At 69.9% G+C, this 14,357-nt stretch carries 17 protein-coding genes and 1 pseudogene; 5 read left to right on the top strand and 13 right to left on the bottom strand.

Features of this window, described 5'->3' with window-relative positions:
- Positions 1-198: pseudogene (locus tag L810_RS25650) on the bottom strand (hypothetical protein); the annotation flags it as partial.
- 173 nt (positions 199-371) lie between these two features.
- Between L810_RS25650 and L810_RS25655 the strand changes: the two are divergent.
- Both L810_RS25655 and L810_RS25660 read left to right on the top strand, forming a co-directional pair.
- Entirely contained in the window at positions 372-728 is a 357-nt protein-coding gene (locus L810_RS25655) for a DUF3175 domain-containing protein (RefSeq protein ID WP_021161217.1), read from the top strand.
- A gap of 42 nt (positions 729-770) precedes the next feature.
- The gene (locus L810_RS25660; RefSeq protein WP_021161218.1) at positions 771-2,090 is read left to right on the top strand and encodes a cation:proton antiporter domain-containing protein; all 1,320 of its coding nucleotides are present in this window, start codon (positions 771-773) and stop codon (positions 2,088-2,090) included.
- Positions 2,091-2,095: 5 nt separating this feature from the next.
- Here the strand turns inward: L810_RS25660 and ligD are convergent, their stop codons facing one another.
- The 12 genes from ligD to L810_RS25720 all read right to left on the bottom strand — a co-directional run bounded on the left by ligD (position 2,096) and on the right by L810_RS25720 (position 12,731).
- Positions 2,096-4,909 (bottom strand): DNA ligase D, encoded by a 2,814-nt coding sequence (gene ligD / locus L810_RS25665; protein ID WP_021161219.1) that lies wholly within the window; start codon positions 4,907-4,909, stop codon positions 2,096-2,098.
- A gap of 22 nt (positions 4,910-4,931) precedes the next feature.
- Complete coding sequence (gene ku / locus L810_RS25670) at positions 4,932-6,002, bottom strand: non-homologous end joining protein Ku (protein WP_021161220.1); 1,071 nt, start codon at positions 6,000-6,002, stop codon at positions 4,932-4,934.
- Between the two features lie 37 nt (positions 6,003-6,039).
- Complete coding sequence (locus tag L810_RS25675) at positions 6,040-6,543, bottom strand: DUF421 domain-containing protein (RefSeq protein ID WP_021161221.1); 504 nt, start codon at positions 6,541-6,543, stop codon at positions 6,040-6,042.
- A 12-nt stretch (positions 6,544-6,555) separates the two neighbouring features.
- Complete coding sequence (gene katE, locus L810_RS25680; protein WP_021161222.1) at positions 6,556-8,661, bottom strand: catalase HPII; 2,106 nt, start codon at positions 8,659-8,661, stop codon at positions 6,556-6,558.
- Between the two features lie 127 nt (positions 8,662-8,788).
- Positions 8,789-9,175, bottom strand: coding sequence for a DUF3022 domain-containing protein (locus L810_RS25685; protein WP_021161223.1), 387 nt, complete (start codon positions 9,173-9,175; stop codon positions 8,789-8,791).
- Entirely contained in the window at positions 9,172-9,333 is a 162-nt protein-coding gene (locus L810_RS45645) for a DUF1328 domain-containing protein (protein WP_021161224.1), read from the bottom strand. Before L810_RS45645 ends, L810_RS25685 begins: the two co-directional genes overlap by 4 nt.
- A gap of 46 nt (positions 9,334-9,379) precedes the next feature.
- Positions 9,380-9,568: a DUF3008 family protein gene (locus L810_RS25695; protein WP_021161225.1), complete on the bottom strand. Its 189-nt coding sequence runs from the start codon at positions 9,566-9,568 to the stop codon at positions 9,380-9,382.
- 92 nt (positions 9,569-9,660) lie between these two features.
- The gene (rpoN, locus tag L810_RS25700) at positions 9,661-11,094 is read right to left on the bottom strand and encodes an RNA polymerase factor sigma-54 (RefSeq protein ID WP_021161226.1); all 1,434 of its coding nucleotides are present in this window, start codon (positions 11,092-11,094) and stop codon (positions 9,661-9,663) included.
- A 251-nt stretch (positions 11,095-11,345) separates the two neighbouring features.
- Complete coding sequence (locus tag L810_RS25705) at positions 11,346-11,660, bottom strand: hypothetical protein (RefSeq protein ID WP_021161227.1); 315 nt, start codon at positions 11,658-11,660, stop codon at positions 11,346-11,348.
- Positions 11,661-11,685: 25 nt separating this feature from the next.
- Positions 11,686-11,997 carry a hypothetical protein gene (locus L810_RS25710; RefSeq protein WP_021161228.1) on the bottom strand — a complete coding sequence of 104 codons (312 nt, stop codon included), beginning with the start codon at positions 11,995-11,997 and terminating at the stop codon, positions 11,686-11,688.
- Positions 11,994-12,236, bottom strand: coding sequence for a hypothetical protein (locus L810_RS25715; RefSeq protein WP_042976180.1), 243 nt, complete (start codon positions 12,234-12,236; stop codon positions 11,994-11,996). Before L810_RS25715 ends, L810_RS25710 begins: the two co-directional genes overlap by 4 nt.
- Positions 12,237-12,425: 189 nt before the next feature.
- A complete protein-coding gene (locus tag L810_RS25720; RefSeq protein ID WP_021161230.1) occupies positions 12,426-12,731 on the bottom strand; it encodes a hypothetical protein in 306 nt (101 codons plus the stop codon).
- Positions 12,732-12,880: 149 nt separating this feature from the next.
- Here L810_RS25720 and L810_RS25725 point away from each other — a divergent pair, with 149 nt between their 5' ends.
- From L810_RS25725 to L810_RS25735, 3 genes are all read left to right on the top strand, one after another.
- Positions 12,881-13,138, top strand: a complete 258-nt coding sequence (locus L810_RS25725) for a hypothetical protein (RefSeq protein WP_021161231.1) — start codon at positions 12,881-12,883, stop codon at positions 13,136-13,138.
- Positions 13,139-13,227: 89 nt separating this feature from the next.
- A complete protein-coding gene (locus L810_RS25730) occupies positions 13,228-13,659 on the top strand; it encodes a CBS domain-containing protein (RefSeq protein WP_042976181.1) in 432 nt (143 codons plus the stop codon).
- Between the two features lie 88 nt (positions 13,660-13,747).
- Entirely contained in the window at positions 13,748-14,230 is a 483-nt protein-coding gene (locus L810_RS25735) for a PRC-barrel domain-containing protein (protein ID WP_021161233.1), read from the top strand.
- Positions 14,231-14,357: the final 127 nt, after the last annotated feature.

Below are 14,357 nucleotides of genomic sequence, written 5' to 3' on the forward strand. Positions count from 1 at the left end.
GGCCGGCGGGGGCGGCGCGGCCGTGTTGCCGTTGGTGCCCGGTGTCGACATGTCCATCGACGGAATGGGCGCGCCCGTCCCTTCGTCGGGGCGCTGCGAATTCTGCGCCCATGCGGCCGGCGCGGCCGCGACGATCGCGACGGCGGCACCGGCGAGCACGCGCCGCGCGACACACTTCGATTCGAATGCTGGCTTCATGACGTTTTCTCCCTGGTGATGATTCCGTAACGGGCATGCCTGCTCGTTCCGTTTCGCAACGCCCTTCCAGCAATGCCCATGCCGACATCCGCACACGCCCGCGGCGCGGCACGCGGATTGCGTCGCCCGTCTCCGCAGGACCCATCCCTCGATCCCACACGGAGCCCCGTCACATGCCTTCCGCTTCTGCTTCCCACGCACACGGCAAGCGCCTCACGCGCCGTCCCGGCCGCGCCCGCAGCGCCGATCCGGCACACCGCAAGCGCTGGTCCGGCGAAGTCACGCAACGCAGCGATGCGCTCGACATCGAGCCCGACATCTTCAAGTCCGACGATCCGGCGGCGATCGCCGCGTCGCTGAAGCGTTCGGCCGAACACAGCCGCCGCCGCAAGGCGTCGCCGTTCCAGTCGGCGATGTCGATGCTGAACTTCTACGTGAACCGCGCGGGCCGCAATCTGCCGAAAACGCGCCGCACGACACTCGAACGCGCGAAACGCAAACTGCGCGAAGCATTCGGCCGCAAGCCCTGACCGTTTGCGCGTCCGCCTTCCCCGCCCGCCGCGAGCCCGCGCATGCATGAGACGCTCTGGTACCTGATCATCGGCGCGGTGCTGCTGGGCATGGGCGTCGCGACGTCCGCGCTGCGCCACCTGCCGTGCAGCACCGCGATGATCTATCTCGTGCTCGGCGTCGCGCTCGGCCCGGCCGGCGCCGGCCTGCTGCATCTCGACCTCGAACGCGACGCGCCGCTGCTGCGTGAAATCGTCGAAATCGCGCTGCTCGTGTCGCTGTTCGCGATCGGGCTGCGGCTGCGCGTGCCGCTGACCGACCGGCTGTGGCTCGTGCCGTGCCGCCTCGGCTTGCTCGCGATGATCGTCACCGTGCCGCTGCTCGCCGCGTGCGCGGTACTCGCGCTCGGGCTCGGCTGGGGCCCGGCGCTGCTGCTCGCGGCGATCCTCGCACCGACCGACCCCGTGCTCGCGCACGACGTGCAGGTGCACGACCCGGGCGATCGCGATCTCGTGCGCTTCGCGCTGTCCGGCGAAGGCGGGTTGAACGACGGTATCGCGTTGCCGTTCGCGCTCGCGGGGCTCGCACTGTGCGGCACGCGCGAAGCGACCTACGGGCTCGCGCCGCTGTCCGGCGCGTTCGCGCTCGTCGCGCTGTGGGGCATCGCGGGCGCGGCCGCGATCGGCGGCGCCCTCGGCTGGGTGACGACGAAACTGATCGGCTGGCTGCGCACCCAGTACGCGCAGGCGCTCGGCCTCGAAGGCTTCTTCGCGCTCGCGCTGATCGTGCTGTCGTTCGGCGCCGCGCAGCTCGCGCACACGTTCGGTTTCATCGCGACGTTCGCGGCCGGTGTCGCGATGCGCCGCGTCGAACATCGTGCGAGCGGCGACCGCAAGCCACGCGAAGTGATCGGCCAGATCGATTCGGAAGACGTCGTCGCCACCGAGAAGCACCCGGAGAAGGCGCACGCGTTCATGACCGAATCGGTGCTCGGATTCACGATCGAACTCGAACGGATCGCGGAAGCCGTCGTGATGACGATGGTCGGCAGCGTGCTCGCGACGCTGCCGGGCCCGCTGCTCACGTGGGGGGCGGCCGCGCTGGCCGCCGTGCTGTTCGTCGTCGTGCGACCGCTCGCGGTGCTGGTCACGCTCGCCGGTTCGCGCGCGACGCAGGCGCAGCGACGGCTGATGGCATGGTTCGGCATTCGCGGGATCGGCTCGTTCTACTACCTGCTGTTCGCGATCGAGCACGCGCCGTCCGGCGCGGTGCGCTCGCTGGCGGCACCGGTGCTGGCCGTCGTGTCGGCGTCGGTGATCGCGCACGGGATCTCCGCGACGCCGCTGATGAACTGGTATCACCGGCTGCAGCATCGGCGCTGACGGGTTCACGTCGGCGCCCCGAGCCGCGCACGCATCGACGCCGTGATGCGCTGGCGCGTGTGCGCATAGCCTTCCCACGGATCGCGTTTCAGCGCGTCGAGCCGTGCGCGGAGCGTGTCGATCGTCCATTGCGCGCCGCCCGTCGTAGCGGGCACCTCGTCCCATTCGAGCGGCACCGACACACCCATGCCGGGCCGCGCACGCACCGAGTACGCGGCGATCGTGCTCGCGCCGCGGCCGTTGCGCAGGTAGTCGACGAAGATCCTGCCGCGCCGGTGGCGCGGCCCCATCGTCGCGGTGAAGCGCTCGGGCAGCGTAGCCGCGACGTGCTGCGCGACCGCGCGGGAGAAGTCCTTCACATCGTCCCAGCCCGCATGCCGCGTGAGCGGCACGACGACATGCAGCCCCTTGCCGCCGCTCGTCTTGCAGAACGACACGAGCCCCAGTTCGTCCAGCAACCCGCGCACGATCTGCGCGGCGTCGATCATCTCGCGCCACGGCAGCGCCGGATCGGGATCGAGGTCGAACACGATCCGGTCGGGCCGCTCGATGTTCGACGCATGCGCGTTCCACGTGTGCAGCTCGATCGTGCCCATCTGCGCGGCGCCGAGCAGCGCGTCGACGCTGTCGATCGACAGCAGCGGGCCGTGGCCGGGATCGAGTCCCTCGAGCTGCTTGACGAACGGGATTTCGCGGCGCTCCGCATGCTTCTGGAAGAACAGTTCGCCGGCGATGTCGCCCGGCGCGCGCACGAGCGACACGGGCCGGCCTTTCAGGTCGGGCAGCAGCCACGGCGCGACCCACAACCAGTAATGCGCGAGGTCGATCTTGCGCGTGCCGCTGCGCGGGTCGAGCACGCGATCGGGATGCGTGATGCGCACGCGGCCGACGTGATCGACGCCGGGTTCGCCGTGCGCGCGGCCGGTGGACGCATGCGATCGCGCGCGCGGCCGGCGGTCGTGACCGGTATCGGTATGCGGTGCATGCGGGTGGTTGTCATGCGGGTTGCCGTGCGCTGCGTGGGGTTCGTCCATCGTCGTCTCCGATTCGGTATGGCGCGGCACTTCGCGGACGATCTGCCGCGCCGGCTTGTCTTCGCGCAGCGCGATGAACGACGCCTGCCGCACGATCCCGTCGCCCGTCCATTCCGCGAATTCGCATTCGGCGACGAGCGTCGGCTCGACCCAGTGCACGCGTGTGCGCGACCGTTCGCGCGGCGGCGGGCCGAACGGCGTCGTGTCGCGCTCATGCTTGCGCAGCATCGCCGCGAGCCGGTCGAGCAGGCGCGTGTCGAACCCGGTGCCGACGCGGCCGACATAGCGCAACGGCGGCGTGCCGCGTGTCCGCTTGCCGCCCGCGTCCGGCGCATGGACGCCGAGCAGCAGCGCGCCGAACCCGTGCCGGCTGCCCGACGGCTCGGTGTAGCCGCCGATCACGAACTCCTGCCGCCGCCGGCATTTCAGCTTGATCCAGGCGGGCGAGCGGCCGCCGCGATAACGCGACTCCGCGCGCTTGCCGATCAACCCTTCGAGCCCCGTGTCGCACGCGTGCGCGATCAGCGGCACGACGTCGTCGCCGAGATCGGGTGAAAAACGCAGCCGGGACGGATCGCTGCCGGCGAGCAGCGGTTCGAGCAGCGCGCGACGCGTGGCGAGCGGCACGTCGCGCAGGTCGTATCCGTCGAGAAACAGCAGGTCGAACACGAACAGCGTCACCGCGTCCGAGCGGCCCGCGCCGAGCGCGTTCTGCAGCGCCTGGAAATCGGGCAGGCCGTTCTCGCCGAGCACGACGGCCTCGCCGTCGAGCCATGCGTTGTCGACCTCGAGTGCGGCGAGCGCATCGCGCGGCGCACGCAGCTTCGCGGTCCAGTCGCGACCTTCGCGCGTCATCAGCGTGACGCGCCGCCGCGCGCCGCGACCGGCGATCCGCGCGAGGATCCGGTAACCGTCGAATTTCACTTCGTAGCGCCAGTCGCCGTGCGCGGGCGGCGCATCGACCAGCGTCGCGAGTTGCGGCGCGACGCACTCGGGCAACGCCGCACGCACGGCGCCGTCCACGTGCGACAGGTCGGCCGACGGCCTCCCCGCGTCGTCGTGCGGCGCGTCGCTCATGCCTGGCGCGTTGCCGTGGCCGCGCCGCGCGGCACGCGCAGGGGGCGGCTTGTCGCCGTTCCCCTTCGTGCGCGCGGCCTGCGTGTGCCCGTCATGCACGCTGCCCGGCCGCTGCGCGACGACATCGAATGCCGCCGCATCGCGCGCGTCGTCATCGCGTTCCTTGATCAGCAGCCATTGCTCCTGGCGCCCCTGCTGCCGCCCGCTGCGCACCAGCGCCCAGCCGCCGTGCAGCTTCGCGCCGTCGAGCCGGAACGTCAGCTTGCCGGCACGGTAGCCCGCGCGTGCCTGCGCGACGCCGCCGTCGGGCGTCCACGTTCCTTCGTCCCACACGACGACCGAGCCCGCGCCGTAATGTCCGGCCGGAATCTCGCCTTCGAACGACGCGTATTCGAGCGGATGATCCTCGACGTGCACGGCCAGCCGTTTCACCGCCGGATCGACGCTCGGCCCTTTCGGCACGGCCCACGATTTCAGCGTGCCGTCGAGCTCGAGACGGAAGTCGTAGTGCAGCCGCCTCGCGTGGTGTTCCTGGATCACGAAGCGCAGCGGCCGGGCCGTGCGCGCGGACGTTCCCGCCTGCCGCGACTGCCGCGACTTCCTCGCGTCCGCCTCGGCGGGTGCGCGCCGCCGCCCGTGCGCGCCCTCGGGTTCCGGCGTCGCATCGAAGCGGCGTTTGCGGCGATAGGGGTCGAGTTTCGCGGCCATCGCGTCGTTCTCCGTTGCGCGATCATGCGGCGTGCTTGCGGCGCGCGGCGATCTTCTTCGCCGGGTGCGCCACGGCCGTGCCGTGCTTCGCGGCCGCGCGTTTTGCGGGCGCCTTCGCGGTGCCCTTTTCAGCCCCCTTCGCAGCCCCCTTCTCGGCCCCCTTTGCGGCAACCTTCGCGCCCCCTTTCGCCGGTGCTTTCGCAGCCGGTTTGCGCCGCGCACCGGCGGCACGCGAAGATGCCGGCGCCCCGGCATCCGCTTCGTCGCCCGCCTCGTCGCCCGCATCGGCTGCCCGCGCACTGCCGCCCTTCAGGCTGCGTTTCAGCAATTCGGTCAGGTCGACCACGTTGGACGCCGCGCGCCCCGTCTGCGCGGGCCGGTCCTCGATCTCCTCGATCCGGCCCGCGCGCACCTTGCGCTCGACCAGGTCGAGGATGTCGTCGCGAAACGTGTCGTGATACTCGTCCGGCGTCCACGAACCCGACATGTCGTCGATCAGCTTCTTCGCCATCGCGAGTTCGCGCGCGCTGACGCCCGCGCGCTTCGCGTCGCCGGCCGGCACCGACAGTTCGTCGAGCGGGCGCAGCTCCTCCTGCCAGCGCAGCGTGTCGAGCGCGAGCAGCGGCCCGACCGGGATCAGCGCGCCGAGATGCTGACGGTCGCGCATCACGACGTGCGCGATGCCGATCTTGCCGCTGTCCTTCAGCGCATCGCGCAGCAGCGCGTAGACCTTTTCGCCCTTGCGGTCCGGCACGAGGTAATACGGCGTGTCGAGATACAGGAACGACACCGCGCCTTCGTCGACGAACGTGACGATGTCGACCGTCTGCGTCGATTCGGGGTTCGCCGCGCGGATCTCGTCGTCGGTCAGCACGACATAACGTTCCTTCTCGTACTCGTAGCCGCGCACGATGTCCTCGCGCGTGACTTCCCTGCCGGTGCGCTTGTTGATCTGCCGGTAGCCGACCGGGTCCATCGAGCGCCTGTCGAGCAGCCGGAACGACGGCTTCACGGTACGCGTGGCCGGGAACAGCTGCACGGGCACATGAACGAGCCCGAAGCTGATCGCGCCTTTCCAGATCATCCGTGCCATCGAGGTCCTCCTTGCCGCGTGTGTGGTCCGGCGCACGTCACGGCCTGCGGCAACGGCTGCGCCGCACGATGCTGACGTGGCCGTTGCGTTCCAGGATCGCCGCGTCGACGTCGGACAGGTCGGTCGCGCCGAGCGCCTGCCGCACGCTTTCGCGGATGTCGGTCGGCGTGAGCAGCGCGGCGCGCATCTGCGCGTCGTCGAAGCGGCCGTTGCGATACACCTCGCGCTCGACGCCCACCAGCAGCCGCTCGAGCCGGCGCGAGCGCACGCAGGCCCAGCCGATCGCGCGATGCAGCAGCGCGATCGCGAACGACGCCGCGACGGTCGCCACGAACGGCGACGCACCGACCACCGCGCGGCTCAGGATCGCGCCGAGCAGGATCCCGACCACGTAGTCGAACGGCGAACGCTGGCCGAACGCGCGCCGCCCCGCGATGCGGATCAGCACGAGCGCGACCAGGGACACGACGATCGCGCGCAGCGCCATCTGCCCGGGGCCGAGCATCCGGCCCTGTCCGAACAGCGCGACGACGATGTCCATGATCGCGCGGCGCTAGGCCGGCAACTCGGCGGCCTGCTGCTCGCGCGCCCACACGCGATGGCGGCCGAGGTGGTCGGACAGCGTATTCAGGATCGCGTCGAGATCGACGGCCTGCCCGACGCACACGCCTTCGGCCGGGTCCGGCAGATGCGCGGCGCTCAGCAGCTGCCGCCCCGACCCGACGGCCGCGATCGGCTTCAGGTGCTTGAACGCCTCGCGCACGAAATGCCGCGCGTCGGCGCTGTGCGCGAGGTCGCGGCCATCGCCGTCGCCGCCGCACACGAACACCGCGTCGAACATCACCGACGGCATGCCGGCCAGCGTCGCCTGCGGCACGATGCTGCCGATCGGCGCGAGCGTCGGCGCGACGATCGTCGGCACCGCATGCGCGGCCTGCAGCGCGTCGCGCACCTGCTCGACGAGCGCCTGGCTCGCACCCGGCGTCGCGATCAGCGCAATCTTGCGCGAGCGGATGCCGGGCTTCGAGCGGCCGATCAGGCTCAGCGCGGGCGAGCGCTGCGCGACGGCAGGCGTCGCGCCCGCGTGCGGTGCGGGCAGCCCGAGCCGTTCGGCGACCTGCGCGGCCAGCCCCGCGTCGAAGCGCGCGATGATGTCGTTGACCACCCGCTCGCGAATCCGCGGCTGCGTCACCTTGCCCAGCTCGAAGCAGTACGCGTCGCGGATATGCCGTTGCTCGATCTCCGTCATGCTCTGGTAGAACAGCGCGGCCTGCGAGAAATGATCGGCGAACGATTCGCTTCGCACGCGTACCTTCTCGCCTTCGAGCGGCTCGTGCACGGTCTCGAAGCCGCCGCCCGACGGCGCCGGCGGGGTCTCGCGCGGCCAGCCGCCGCTCGTCGAATTCGGTTCGTAGGACGCCTGCCCGACGTTGATCGTCTGCCGGTGCATCGCATCGCGCTGGTTGTTCGCGAACGGGCACACCGGCCGGTTGATCGGGATCTCATGGAAGTTCGGGCCGCCGAGCCGGCTCAGCTGCGTATCGGTGTACGAGAACAGGCGCCCCTGCAACAACGGGTCGTTCGTGAAATCGATGCCCGGCACCACATGGCCCGGGTGAAACGCGACCTGCTCGGTTTCCGCGAAGAAGTTGTCGGGATTGCGGTTCAGCGTCATCCGGCCGATCGGCCGCACCGGCACGCGCTCTTCCGGCACGAGCTTGGTCGGGTCGAGCAGGTCGAAGTCGAACTGGCCCGCATCGGCCGGATCGATCATCTGCACGCCAAGCTCGAACTCCGGATAGTCGCCGCGCTCGATCGCCATCCACAGGTCACGCCGGTTGAAATCCGGATCGTGGCCGGCAATCCGCTGCGCCTCGTCCCACAGCAGCGAATACGCGCCGCTCACGGGCCGCCAGTGGAATTTCACGAAACGCTCGGCGCCGTCCGCGTTCACGAAGCGGAACGTATGCACGCCGAAGCCGTCCATCGCGCGAAAGCTCGCGGGCAACGCGCGGTCCGACATCAGCCACAGCACCATGTGAGTGGCCTCCGGCACCAGCGACACGAAATCCCAGAACGTGTCGTGCGCGGACGCGCCGGTCGGCATCTCGTTCGGTGCCTCGGGCTTCACCGCATGCACGAAGTCGGGAAACTTGATCGCGTCCTGGATGAAGAACACCGGCATGTTGTTGCCGACGAGGTCGTAGTTGCCCTCTTCCGTATAGAACTTCACCGCGAAGCCGCGTACGTCGCGCACCGTGTCCGCCGAACCGCGCGGGCCCTGCACCGTCGAGAAGCGCACGTACACCGGCGTTTCGGCGGCCGGGTCCTGCAGGAACGCGGCCTTCGTGAAGTCGGCCATCGGTTCGTAGACGCGGAACACGCCATGCGCGGCCGAGCCGCGCGCGTGCACCACGCGCTCCGGAATGCGCTCGTGATCGAAATGCGTGATCTTCTCGCGCATGATGAAGTCTTCGAGCAGCGACGGGCCGCGCGTACCGCCGCGCAGCGTGTTCTGGTTGTCGGCGATCCGCACGCCCTGGTTGGTGCGCAACGCTTCGTGGTCGGGCCGCGAACGGTGTTCGTCGAGCTGGCGCGACTTCGCGCTATCGGTCGACTGCGCGGGCGCGGTCTTGCCGGCTGATGTGGAACGGGTCATCGAAAGATCCTCGTGGCATTCGGGTGGGCAGCCGCCACGCAAACCGCCGCGCCGCGGCGCGGGCATGCGGACGGCAGCGAAAACCGGTACGACGGGCGCGATCGCGCCCGCGATGCCGGCTGTGAAATCAGGGCGCGGCCAGCGCCGCGTCGAATTCGGCGCGTGTCACGTCGAGCGTCACGCTGCATTCGATCGCGGCATCCTCGACGCGCGGCTTGCGTTCGTCCACCGCGCGCCGCGCGCGGTCGCACAACCGCGTGCGCACGCGCAGCCGGTCGGCCGCGTCGAGCAATGCATAGCGATCGACGACGTCGGGATCGAACCGCAGGTCGACCGCGCAACGCCATTCGCGCGCGTCCTCGTCGGACGGCACACGCACCCACGACACCTGGATCGTCAGGCCGCCGGATGCGTCGTCCGCATGCACGACGACGGTCGACTGCGACGGAAAGCCGATCGCGAGCGCGTGTTCGAGTTCGGCCACGCGCTGCGACCGGTCGGGCGCGGCAGTCATCGTCGCACGACGCCCAGCAGCAGCGTGACCAGGAAGATCACGACGAAGATGTAGAACAGGATCTTCGCGATCTCGGCCGCGCCGGCCGCGATGCCGCCGAAGCCGAACACGGCGGCGACGAGCGCGATGATGAAGAAGATGATGGCGTATCGAAGCATGGAACCCTCCTGGATGACAGCGGTCGTCACCAAACGTCGTCGTCGGTCACGCATCGTGCTTGTGTTTCGGTTTGCCGCGCACGGGCGTGGCAGCCATTTTCTCGAGCTCTTTCTCGCTCATCGACTCGGCCATCGACTTCGCCGGCGGTTTGAGATCCTTCATCTTCGTTTCACCGCGCTTGGCCGACAGCGCCGCGCCTGCGGCACGCTGCTGCGCCTGGGATTTTGCTGGCATGGTTGCACTCCTGTCGTGGATGGATGCGCGGGCCGACACGACGGGCGGCGCCGCGCGCGGTTGAAGATCGGTTCGGCGGGCAAGCCGTCACGTCACGCGGCATCGCGACGCCGCAGGTCGGCCGCGGGAATCTTCATCGCCTGCCGATACTTCGTCACCGTACGACGCGCAAGAAGAATGCCGCGGCCCGCGAGGTTCTCCGTGAGCGCGACGTCGGACAGCGGCTCGGTTTGCCGCTCGGCCGCGATCATGTCGCGGATCAGCACCTTCGCCGCCGACGCCGAGCACACGCCCTTGCCGGCCGCCTCGAGCTTGCGCGGGAAGAAATGCTTGAACTCGAACGTGCCGTGCGGCGTGGCCATGTACTTGTTGCCCGTCGCGCGCGACACCGTCGATTCATGCAGGTCGAGCGCTTCCGCGATGTCGCGCAGCACGAGCGGCTTCATCGCGATCTCGCCGTAACGAAAGAAATCGCGTTGCCGCTCGACGATGCATTCGCCCACGCGCTGGATGGTGTCGAAGCGCTTCTGCACGTTGCGTATCAGCCAGCGCGCTTCCTGCAGCTGCTGGCCGAGCGGCGAATCGCGCTCGCCGCTCGACTGCGCGAACAGCGTCGCGTAGCGCTCGTGCAGGCGCGCGCGCGGCAGCACGGCCGGGTTGATCGTCACGATCCATTCGTCGCGTACCTGGCGCACGATCACGTCGGGCACCACGTAGTCGCCGCGCGTGCTGCCGTAGTGATTGCCGGGGCGCGGGTCGAGCCCGCGCACCAGCGCGCAGGCGGCGTGCATCGTCTGCGCGTTGCAGCCGAGACGCCGCTGGATCTCCGCCGTCTCGCGGCGGGCGAGCCGTTCGAGATGCTCGTGCGCGATCGCCTTCGCTTCCGCGAGCGCCGGCGTGCCGGCCGGAATCGCGTCGAGCTGCAGCACCAGGCATTCGGACAGCGAACGCGCCGCGATGCCCGGGCGGTCGAGCATCTGCACGAGCCGCAGCGCGATCGCGAGATCCTGCTCCGACAGCAGCAGCGCCGGATCGGCCGCGGCCCGCAGCTCGGCGAGCTCCTGGCGCAGATAACCGTCGTCGTCGAGCGCGTCGATCACGATGCGCGCGGCCTCGCGATCGTGCCTGTTCAACGGATACAGCCTGAGCGCGTCGTGCAGCTGCTGATGCAGCGACGGTTCGGCGGCGATCCATTCGCCCGGCGACAGGCCGTCTGCATCGTCGCCCTGGCGGTTCGTGCCGTGCGGCGCGGGTGCCGCCGTCAGCGGCACCTCGCCGTCGGGCGGCCGGACATCCTCGGGCTCGGGCGCCGCTTCGGGCGCGGCCGCTTCCGCCGGCTGCTCCGGCGCGCCGTCGGCGGCTTCGTCGTCGCCCGGGCCGTCTTCGAGAAACGGGTTCATGTCGAGCGCCTGCCGCAATTCCTGTTGAAATTCGAGCGAGGACAACTGCAGCAGCCGCAGCGACTGCTGAAGCCTCGGCGTAAGTGCCAGATGCTGTCGCATCTGCAACGCAAGCGAGACGGGCATCGAAAGCCTCCTGATTGTTCGGTTCGCGGTAGGTCGTCTACACGACTTACGCAGCTTTCGTGCCAATCTGGCGAAGCGCGTCGCCTCGCGGTTCTCGCGGGTTCGCACCCCGCTTCGTCGCTGGCCCGGGCCGCTTTTTTACAAGCCCGCGGCAAGTTTGGGGCACGCAATTCGCTCGTCCGGAAGGGCGTCCGGATGTGCCCCGAACGCCCTCGCCTGCCTGCCGTGCGTGATGCGCGGAAAACGCCCGATCAGTACTGCATCGGCGGCGGCGTGCCCGGCAACGGCCGGTCGCCCTGCGCACCGTTCGGCCCCGGCGGCGGCACGTCGGCCGGTTCGCCGCCGGCCGCGCCCTGCGGCATCATGTTGCCCGGCGACGGACGCGTGTCGTAGCGCGTATTCGCGTCCGGCATCGTCGTGGTCGACTGCGCGCCACGGCCGTCCGGCGGTGCGGGCGGCGCCCCGCGCGCACCGTAGGGGCCGTTCGTCGGTTGCGTGCAGGCAGCGAGCGCGCACGCGGCGGCGAACGCAAGGGCGCCCGCGCGTATCGTCTGGATCGTGTTCATCGAATACCTCCGTCGGATCGATGGCTCAGAGCCGGTTGAAATGGAAATCGCCGGCATAGGCGGTCGGCGTGCGGCGCGCCATCATCGTGTCGAATTCGGCCGCGACGCGCGCGAGCGTGCCGCGCTGCCGGTCGATGCCGGCCCGCTCGAGCGCGGCGAATGCGTCGGCGTCGAACGACACCGACAGCGACGCCGGATGGCCGTCGACGCGAAAGCCGATATGCAACGCACCGGCCGGGCGTTCCTCGATGTGGAACGGCATCGCGCGCGCTTCGAAATGGCGGCCGAGCGTCTCGGCGATCTCGCGCAGCACGCCGGGTTTCACGCGGACGCTCATCGCCGTGCCTCCGCATGCAGTCGCGTTATCCCGCCGACCGACGGCGCATGCACGGGAGGCTGCCGCGACGGCGGTTCGCGCTCGGGCGGCGCGGTCCCGGGCGGATCGCCCGCCGGTTGCCGGTACGGTTCGGGCAGGTCGGGCGGCAAACCGCCGGGATCGGGGTCGTCGGGATCCGGCTCGAGGTCGGGAAACGGCGGGATGGGCCGCTGCAGCCATTGCGCGGGATCGTGTTTCATCGGCATTCCATCGGGGCGGGTTCGGATCGGCATCGTGTGCGGCGGTCGTGACTGGATACGGAAGTCCCGCAATGCGCATGCCGTCCAGTCGCGACGCCCGCATGCGGGCGCCGGCGCGAACACGCGCGGCCCCATGCGACGCGTCGTGCCTTCGCTACACCGTTCGCTGCAAATCTTTCAAGCACCTCGTTATACGTCGTACGCGGCCATCACGAGCCACAGCTCGCGGCCGTTGTCCTTCACGCATGCCGCCAGCGCATACGAATCGGACGGCTCGCACGCGCGCTGCAGCGCGAAACGCGCTGGTTCGGTCGAACCGAACGTCTCGTCGCCCAGCGGCCGCACGTCGGCCTTGCCTTCGAACATCCGGCGCTCGGGCCGGTAGATCAGCGGTTCGTGTTTCCATTCGTTGAAATGGCTCTTCACCGAATCGAATCCGCCGCCGCATACGTTGATCTCATAACGCACGCCTGGTCGTCGTTTCGGAATCGTCATCGTGCCTCCGCTCGAAATGCGCACGCCAGGCACCGGTCGGGCCGCGCGTCGTCATCGCAGTCGATACGGCAAGTCGTGTGCCGCGTCCGCGAGCCGGGCACGGCCGTTGCGGCACGCCCGGCTCCTCGTCACCGATACGGAGCCACGCGATGAAGGATTCGACCCGGCCCGGCCGCGACACGCCGGCCCACGAGCGGCATCCCGACCCGACGCCGCCGCTGAAGCACCAGGACCGCGCGCGCACGCGCCATTCGGAACGCCATATCGACAAGCAGCTCGAGGACACGTTTCCGGCCAGCGACCCGCCGGCGACCGGCGGCGTCACGCGGATCGAACCGGACACGCCGCCCGGCACGCACGACGAAGGGCCGTGGCGGAGCCCGCGCGAACGCGACGACGGCGCGTGACGTACCCGAGCGACCCGCGCGTGCAGGAAGGCACGCGGCTTGCGGCATCCGCCGACGAATTCACCGAACCCACCTGCAAGGAGGAAGTCATGCATCGCGTCAACGAAATCATGTCGCAGGACGTCGTGCGCATCGCGCCGACCGACTCGATCCGTCATGCCGCGCAACTGATGGAGCGCTACGACATCGGCGCGCTGCCCGTGTGCGACAACAACCGGCTGATCGGGATGGTGACGGACCGCGATCTCGCGGTGCGCGCGATCTCGGCCGGCAAGCCGCCGGAAACGCGGATCCACGAGGTCGCATCGGGCCCGATCGAATGGTGCTTCGACGACGATTCGCTCGACGAGATCCAGCACTACATGGCCGACGCGCAGCTGCGCCGCCTGCCCGTCGTCGATCACGACAAGCGGCTGGTCGGCATGCTGTCGCTCGCGGACATCGCGACGCGCTCGGCCGGCCCGGAACGCGACGACGTCGCGAACACGCTGGAAGGCGTGTCGCAACCGAAGCAGACGTGACGGCGCGATCCTCGCGCCGCACGCTACCCGCGCGACCCGCAGGGCCCGCCCCGGGCACCGTCGCGCCCCACGCAGACTGGAGGAAACCATGCAGACTTCCGATCAAGGTCAGACCCGCATCATCGGCAAGGGCGCCGCAACGGCGGCCGGCCCCGGCCCCGACGTGATGGCGGCCGATACGCTGGAAGGCGACAAGGTCTATACGACCGACGGCGACGATGTCGGCAAGATCAAGGACATCATGCTCGACGTGCGCTCGGGCCGCATCGCCTATGCGGTGCTGTCGAGCGGCGGCATCCTCGGCATCGGCGACAAGCTGCACGCCATTCCGTGGAGCGCGCTCACGCTCGACACCGAACGCAAATGCTTCCTGCTGTCGGTGTCGTCCGAGCGCATCCGCAACGCGCCGGGGTTCGACAAGGACCACTGGCCGGCGATGGCCGATCCGCAATGGGCCGAGCCGCTGCACGAGTTCTACGGCAGCGCGCCGTACTGGAGCGCCGGCGACGAGCTAGGGCTGACCGACCCGACCGAGGAACTGAACGATCCGCGCGCGCGCGACCGTCACTGATCGCACGACGATGCGGCGCCGGTTCGCCGGCGCATCCGCTTTCTACACGCCCCGCTCGCGCGGGGCGTCTTTTTTGCAAGCGGGGACGGCGCGGGGTGAAGTGCATTGCGTGCGCGATGTGCGCTAT

This window comes from Burkholderia sp. AU4i (assembly GCF_000466765.1).
GTDB classification, from domain to species: Bacteria; Pseudomonadota; Gammaproteobacteria; order Burkholderiales; family Burkholderiaceae; genus Burkholderia; species Burkholderia cepacia.

Bases quoted from the DNA above. Each gene is read 5' to 3' on its own strand.
- L810_RS25655 (WP_021161217.1), top strand. From the start codon at position 372: ATGCCTTCCGCTTCTGCTTCCCACGCACACGGCAAGCGCCTCACGCGC.
- L810_RS25660 (WP_021161218.1), top strand. From the start codon at position 771: ATGCATGAGACGCTCTGGTACCTGATCATCGGCGCGGTGCTGCTGGGC.
- ligD (WP_021161219.1), bottom strand. From the start codon at position 4,909: ATGGCCGCGAAACTCGACCCCTATCGCCGCAAACGCCGCTTCGATGCG.
- ku (WP_021161220.1), bottom strand. From the start codon at position 6,002: ATGGCACGGATGATCTGGAAAGGCGCGATCAGCTTCGGGCTCGTTCAT.
- L810_RS25675 (WP_021161221.1), bottom strand. From the start codon at position 6,543: ATGGACATCGTCGTCGCGCTGTTCGGACAGGGCCGGATGCTCGGCCCC.
- katE (WP_021161222.1), bottom strand. From the start codon at position 8,661: ATGACCCGTTCCACATCAGCCGGCAAGACCGCGCCCGCGCAGTCGACC.
- L810_RS25685 (WP_021161223.1), bottom strand. From the start codon at position 9,175: ATGACTGCCGCGCCCGACCGGTCGCAGCGCGTGGCCGAACTCGAACAC.
- L810_RS45645 (WP_021161224.1), bottom strand. From the start codon at position 9,333: ATGCTTCGATACGCCATCATCTTCTTCATCATCGCGCTCGTCGCCGCC.
- L810_RS25695 (WP_021161225.1), bottom strand. From the start codon at position 9,568: ATGCCAGCAAAATCCCAGGCGCAGCAGCGTGCCGCAGGCGCGGCGCTG.
- rpoN (WP_021161226.1), bottom strand. From the start codon at position 11,094: ATGCCCGTCTCGCTTGCGTTGCAGATGCGACAGCATCTGGCACTTACG.
- L810_RS25705 (WP_021161227.1), bottom strand. From the start codon at position 11,660: ATGAACACGATCCAGACGATACGCGCGGGCGCCCTTGCGTTCGCCGCC.
- L810_RS25710 (WP_021161228.1), bottom strand. From the start codon at position 11,997: ATGAGCGTCCGCGTGAAACCCGGCGTGCTGCGCGAGATCGCCGAGACG.
- L810_RS25715 (WP_042976180.1), bottom strand. From the start codon at position 12,236: ATGAAACACGATCCCGCGCAATGGCTGCAGCGGCCCATCCCGCCGTTT.
- L810_RS25720 (WP_021161230.1), bottom strand. From the start codon at position 12,731: ATGACGATTCCGAAACGACGACCAGGCGTGCGTTATGAGATCAACGTA.
- L810_RS25725 (WP_021161231.1), top strand. From the start codon at position 12,881: ATGAAGGATTCGACCCGGCCCGGCCGCGACACGCCGGCCCACGAGCGG.
- L810_RS25730 (WP_042976181.1), top strand. From the start codon at position 13,228: ATGCATCGCGTCAACGAAATCATGTCGCAGGACGTCGTGCGCATCGCG.
- L810_RS25735 (WP_021161233.1), top strand. From the start codon at position 13,748: ATGCAGACTTCCGATCAAGGTCAGACCCGCATCATCGGCAAGGGCGCC.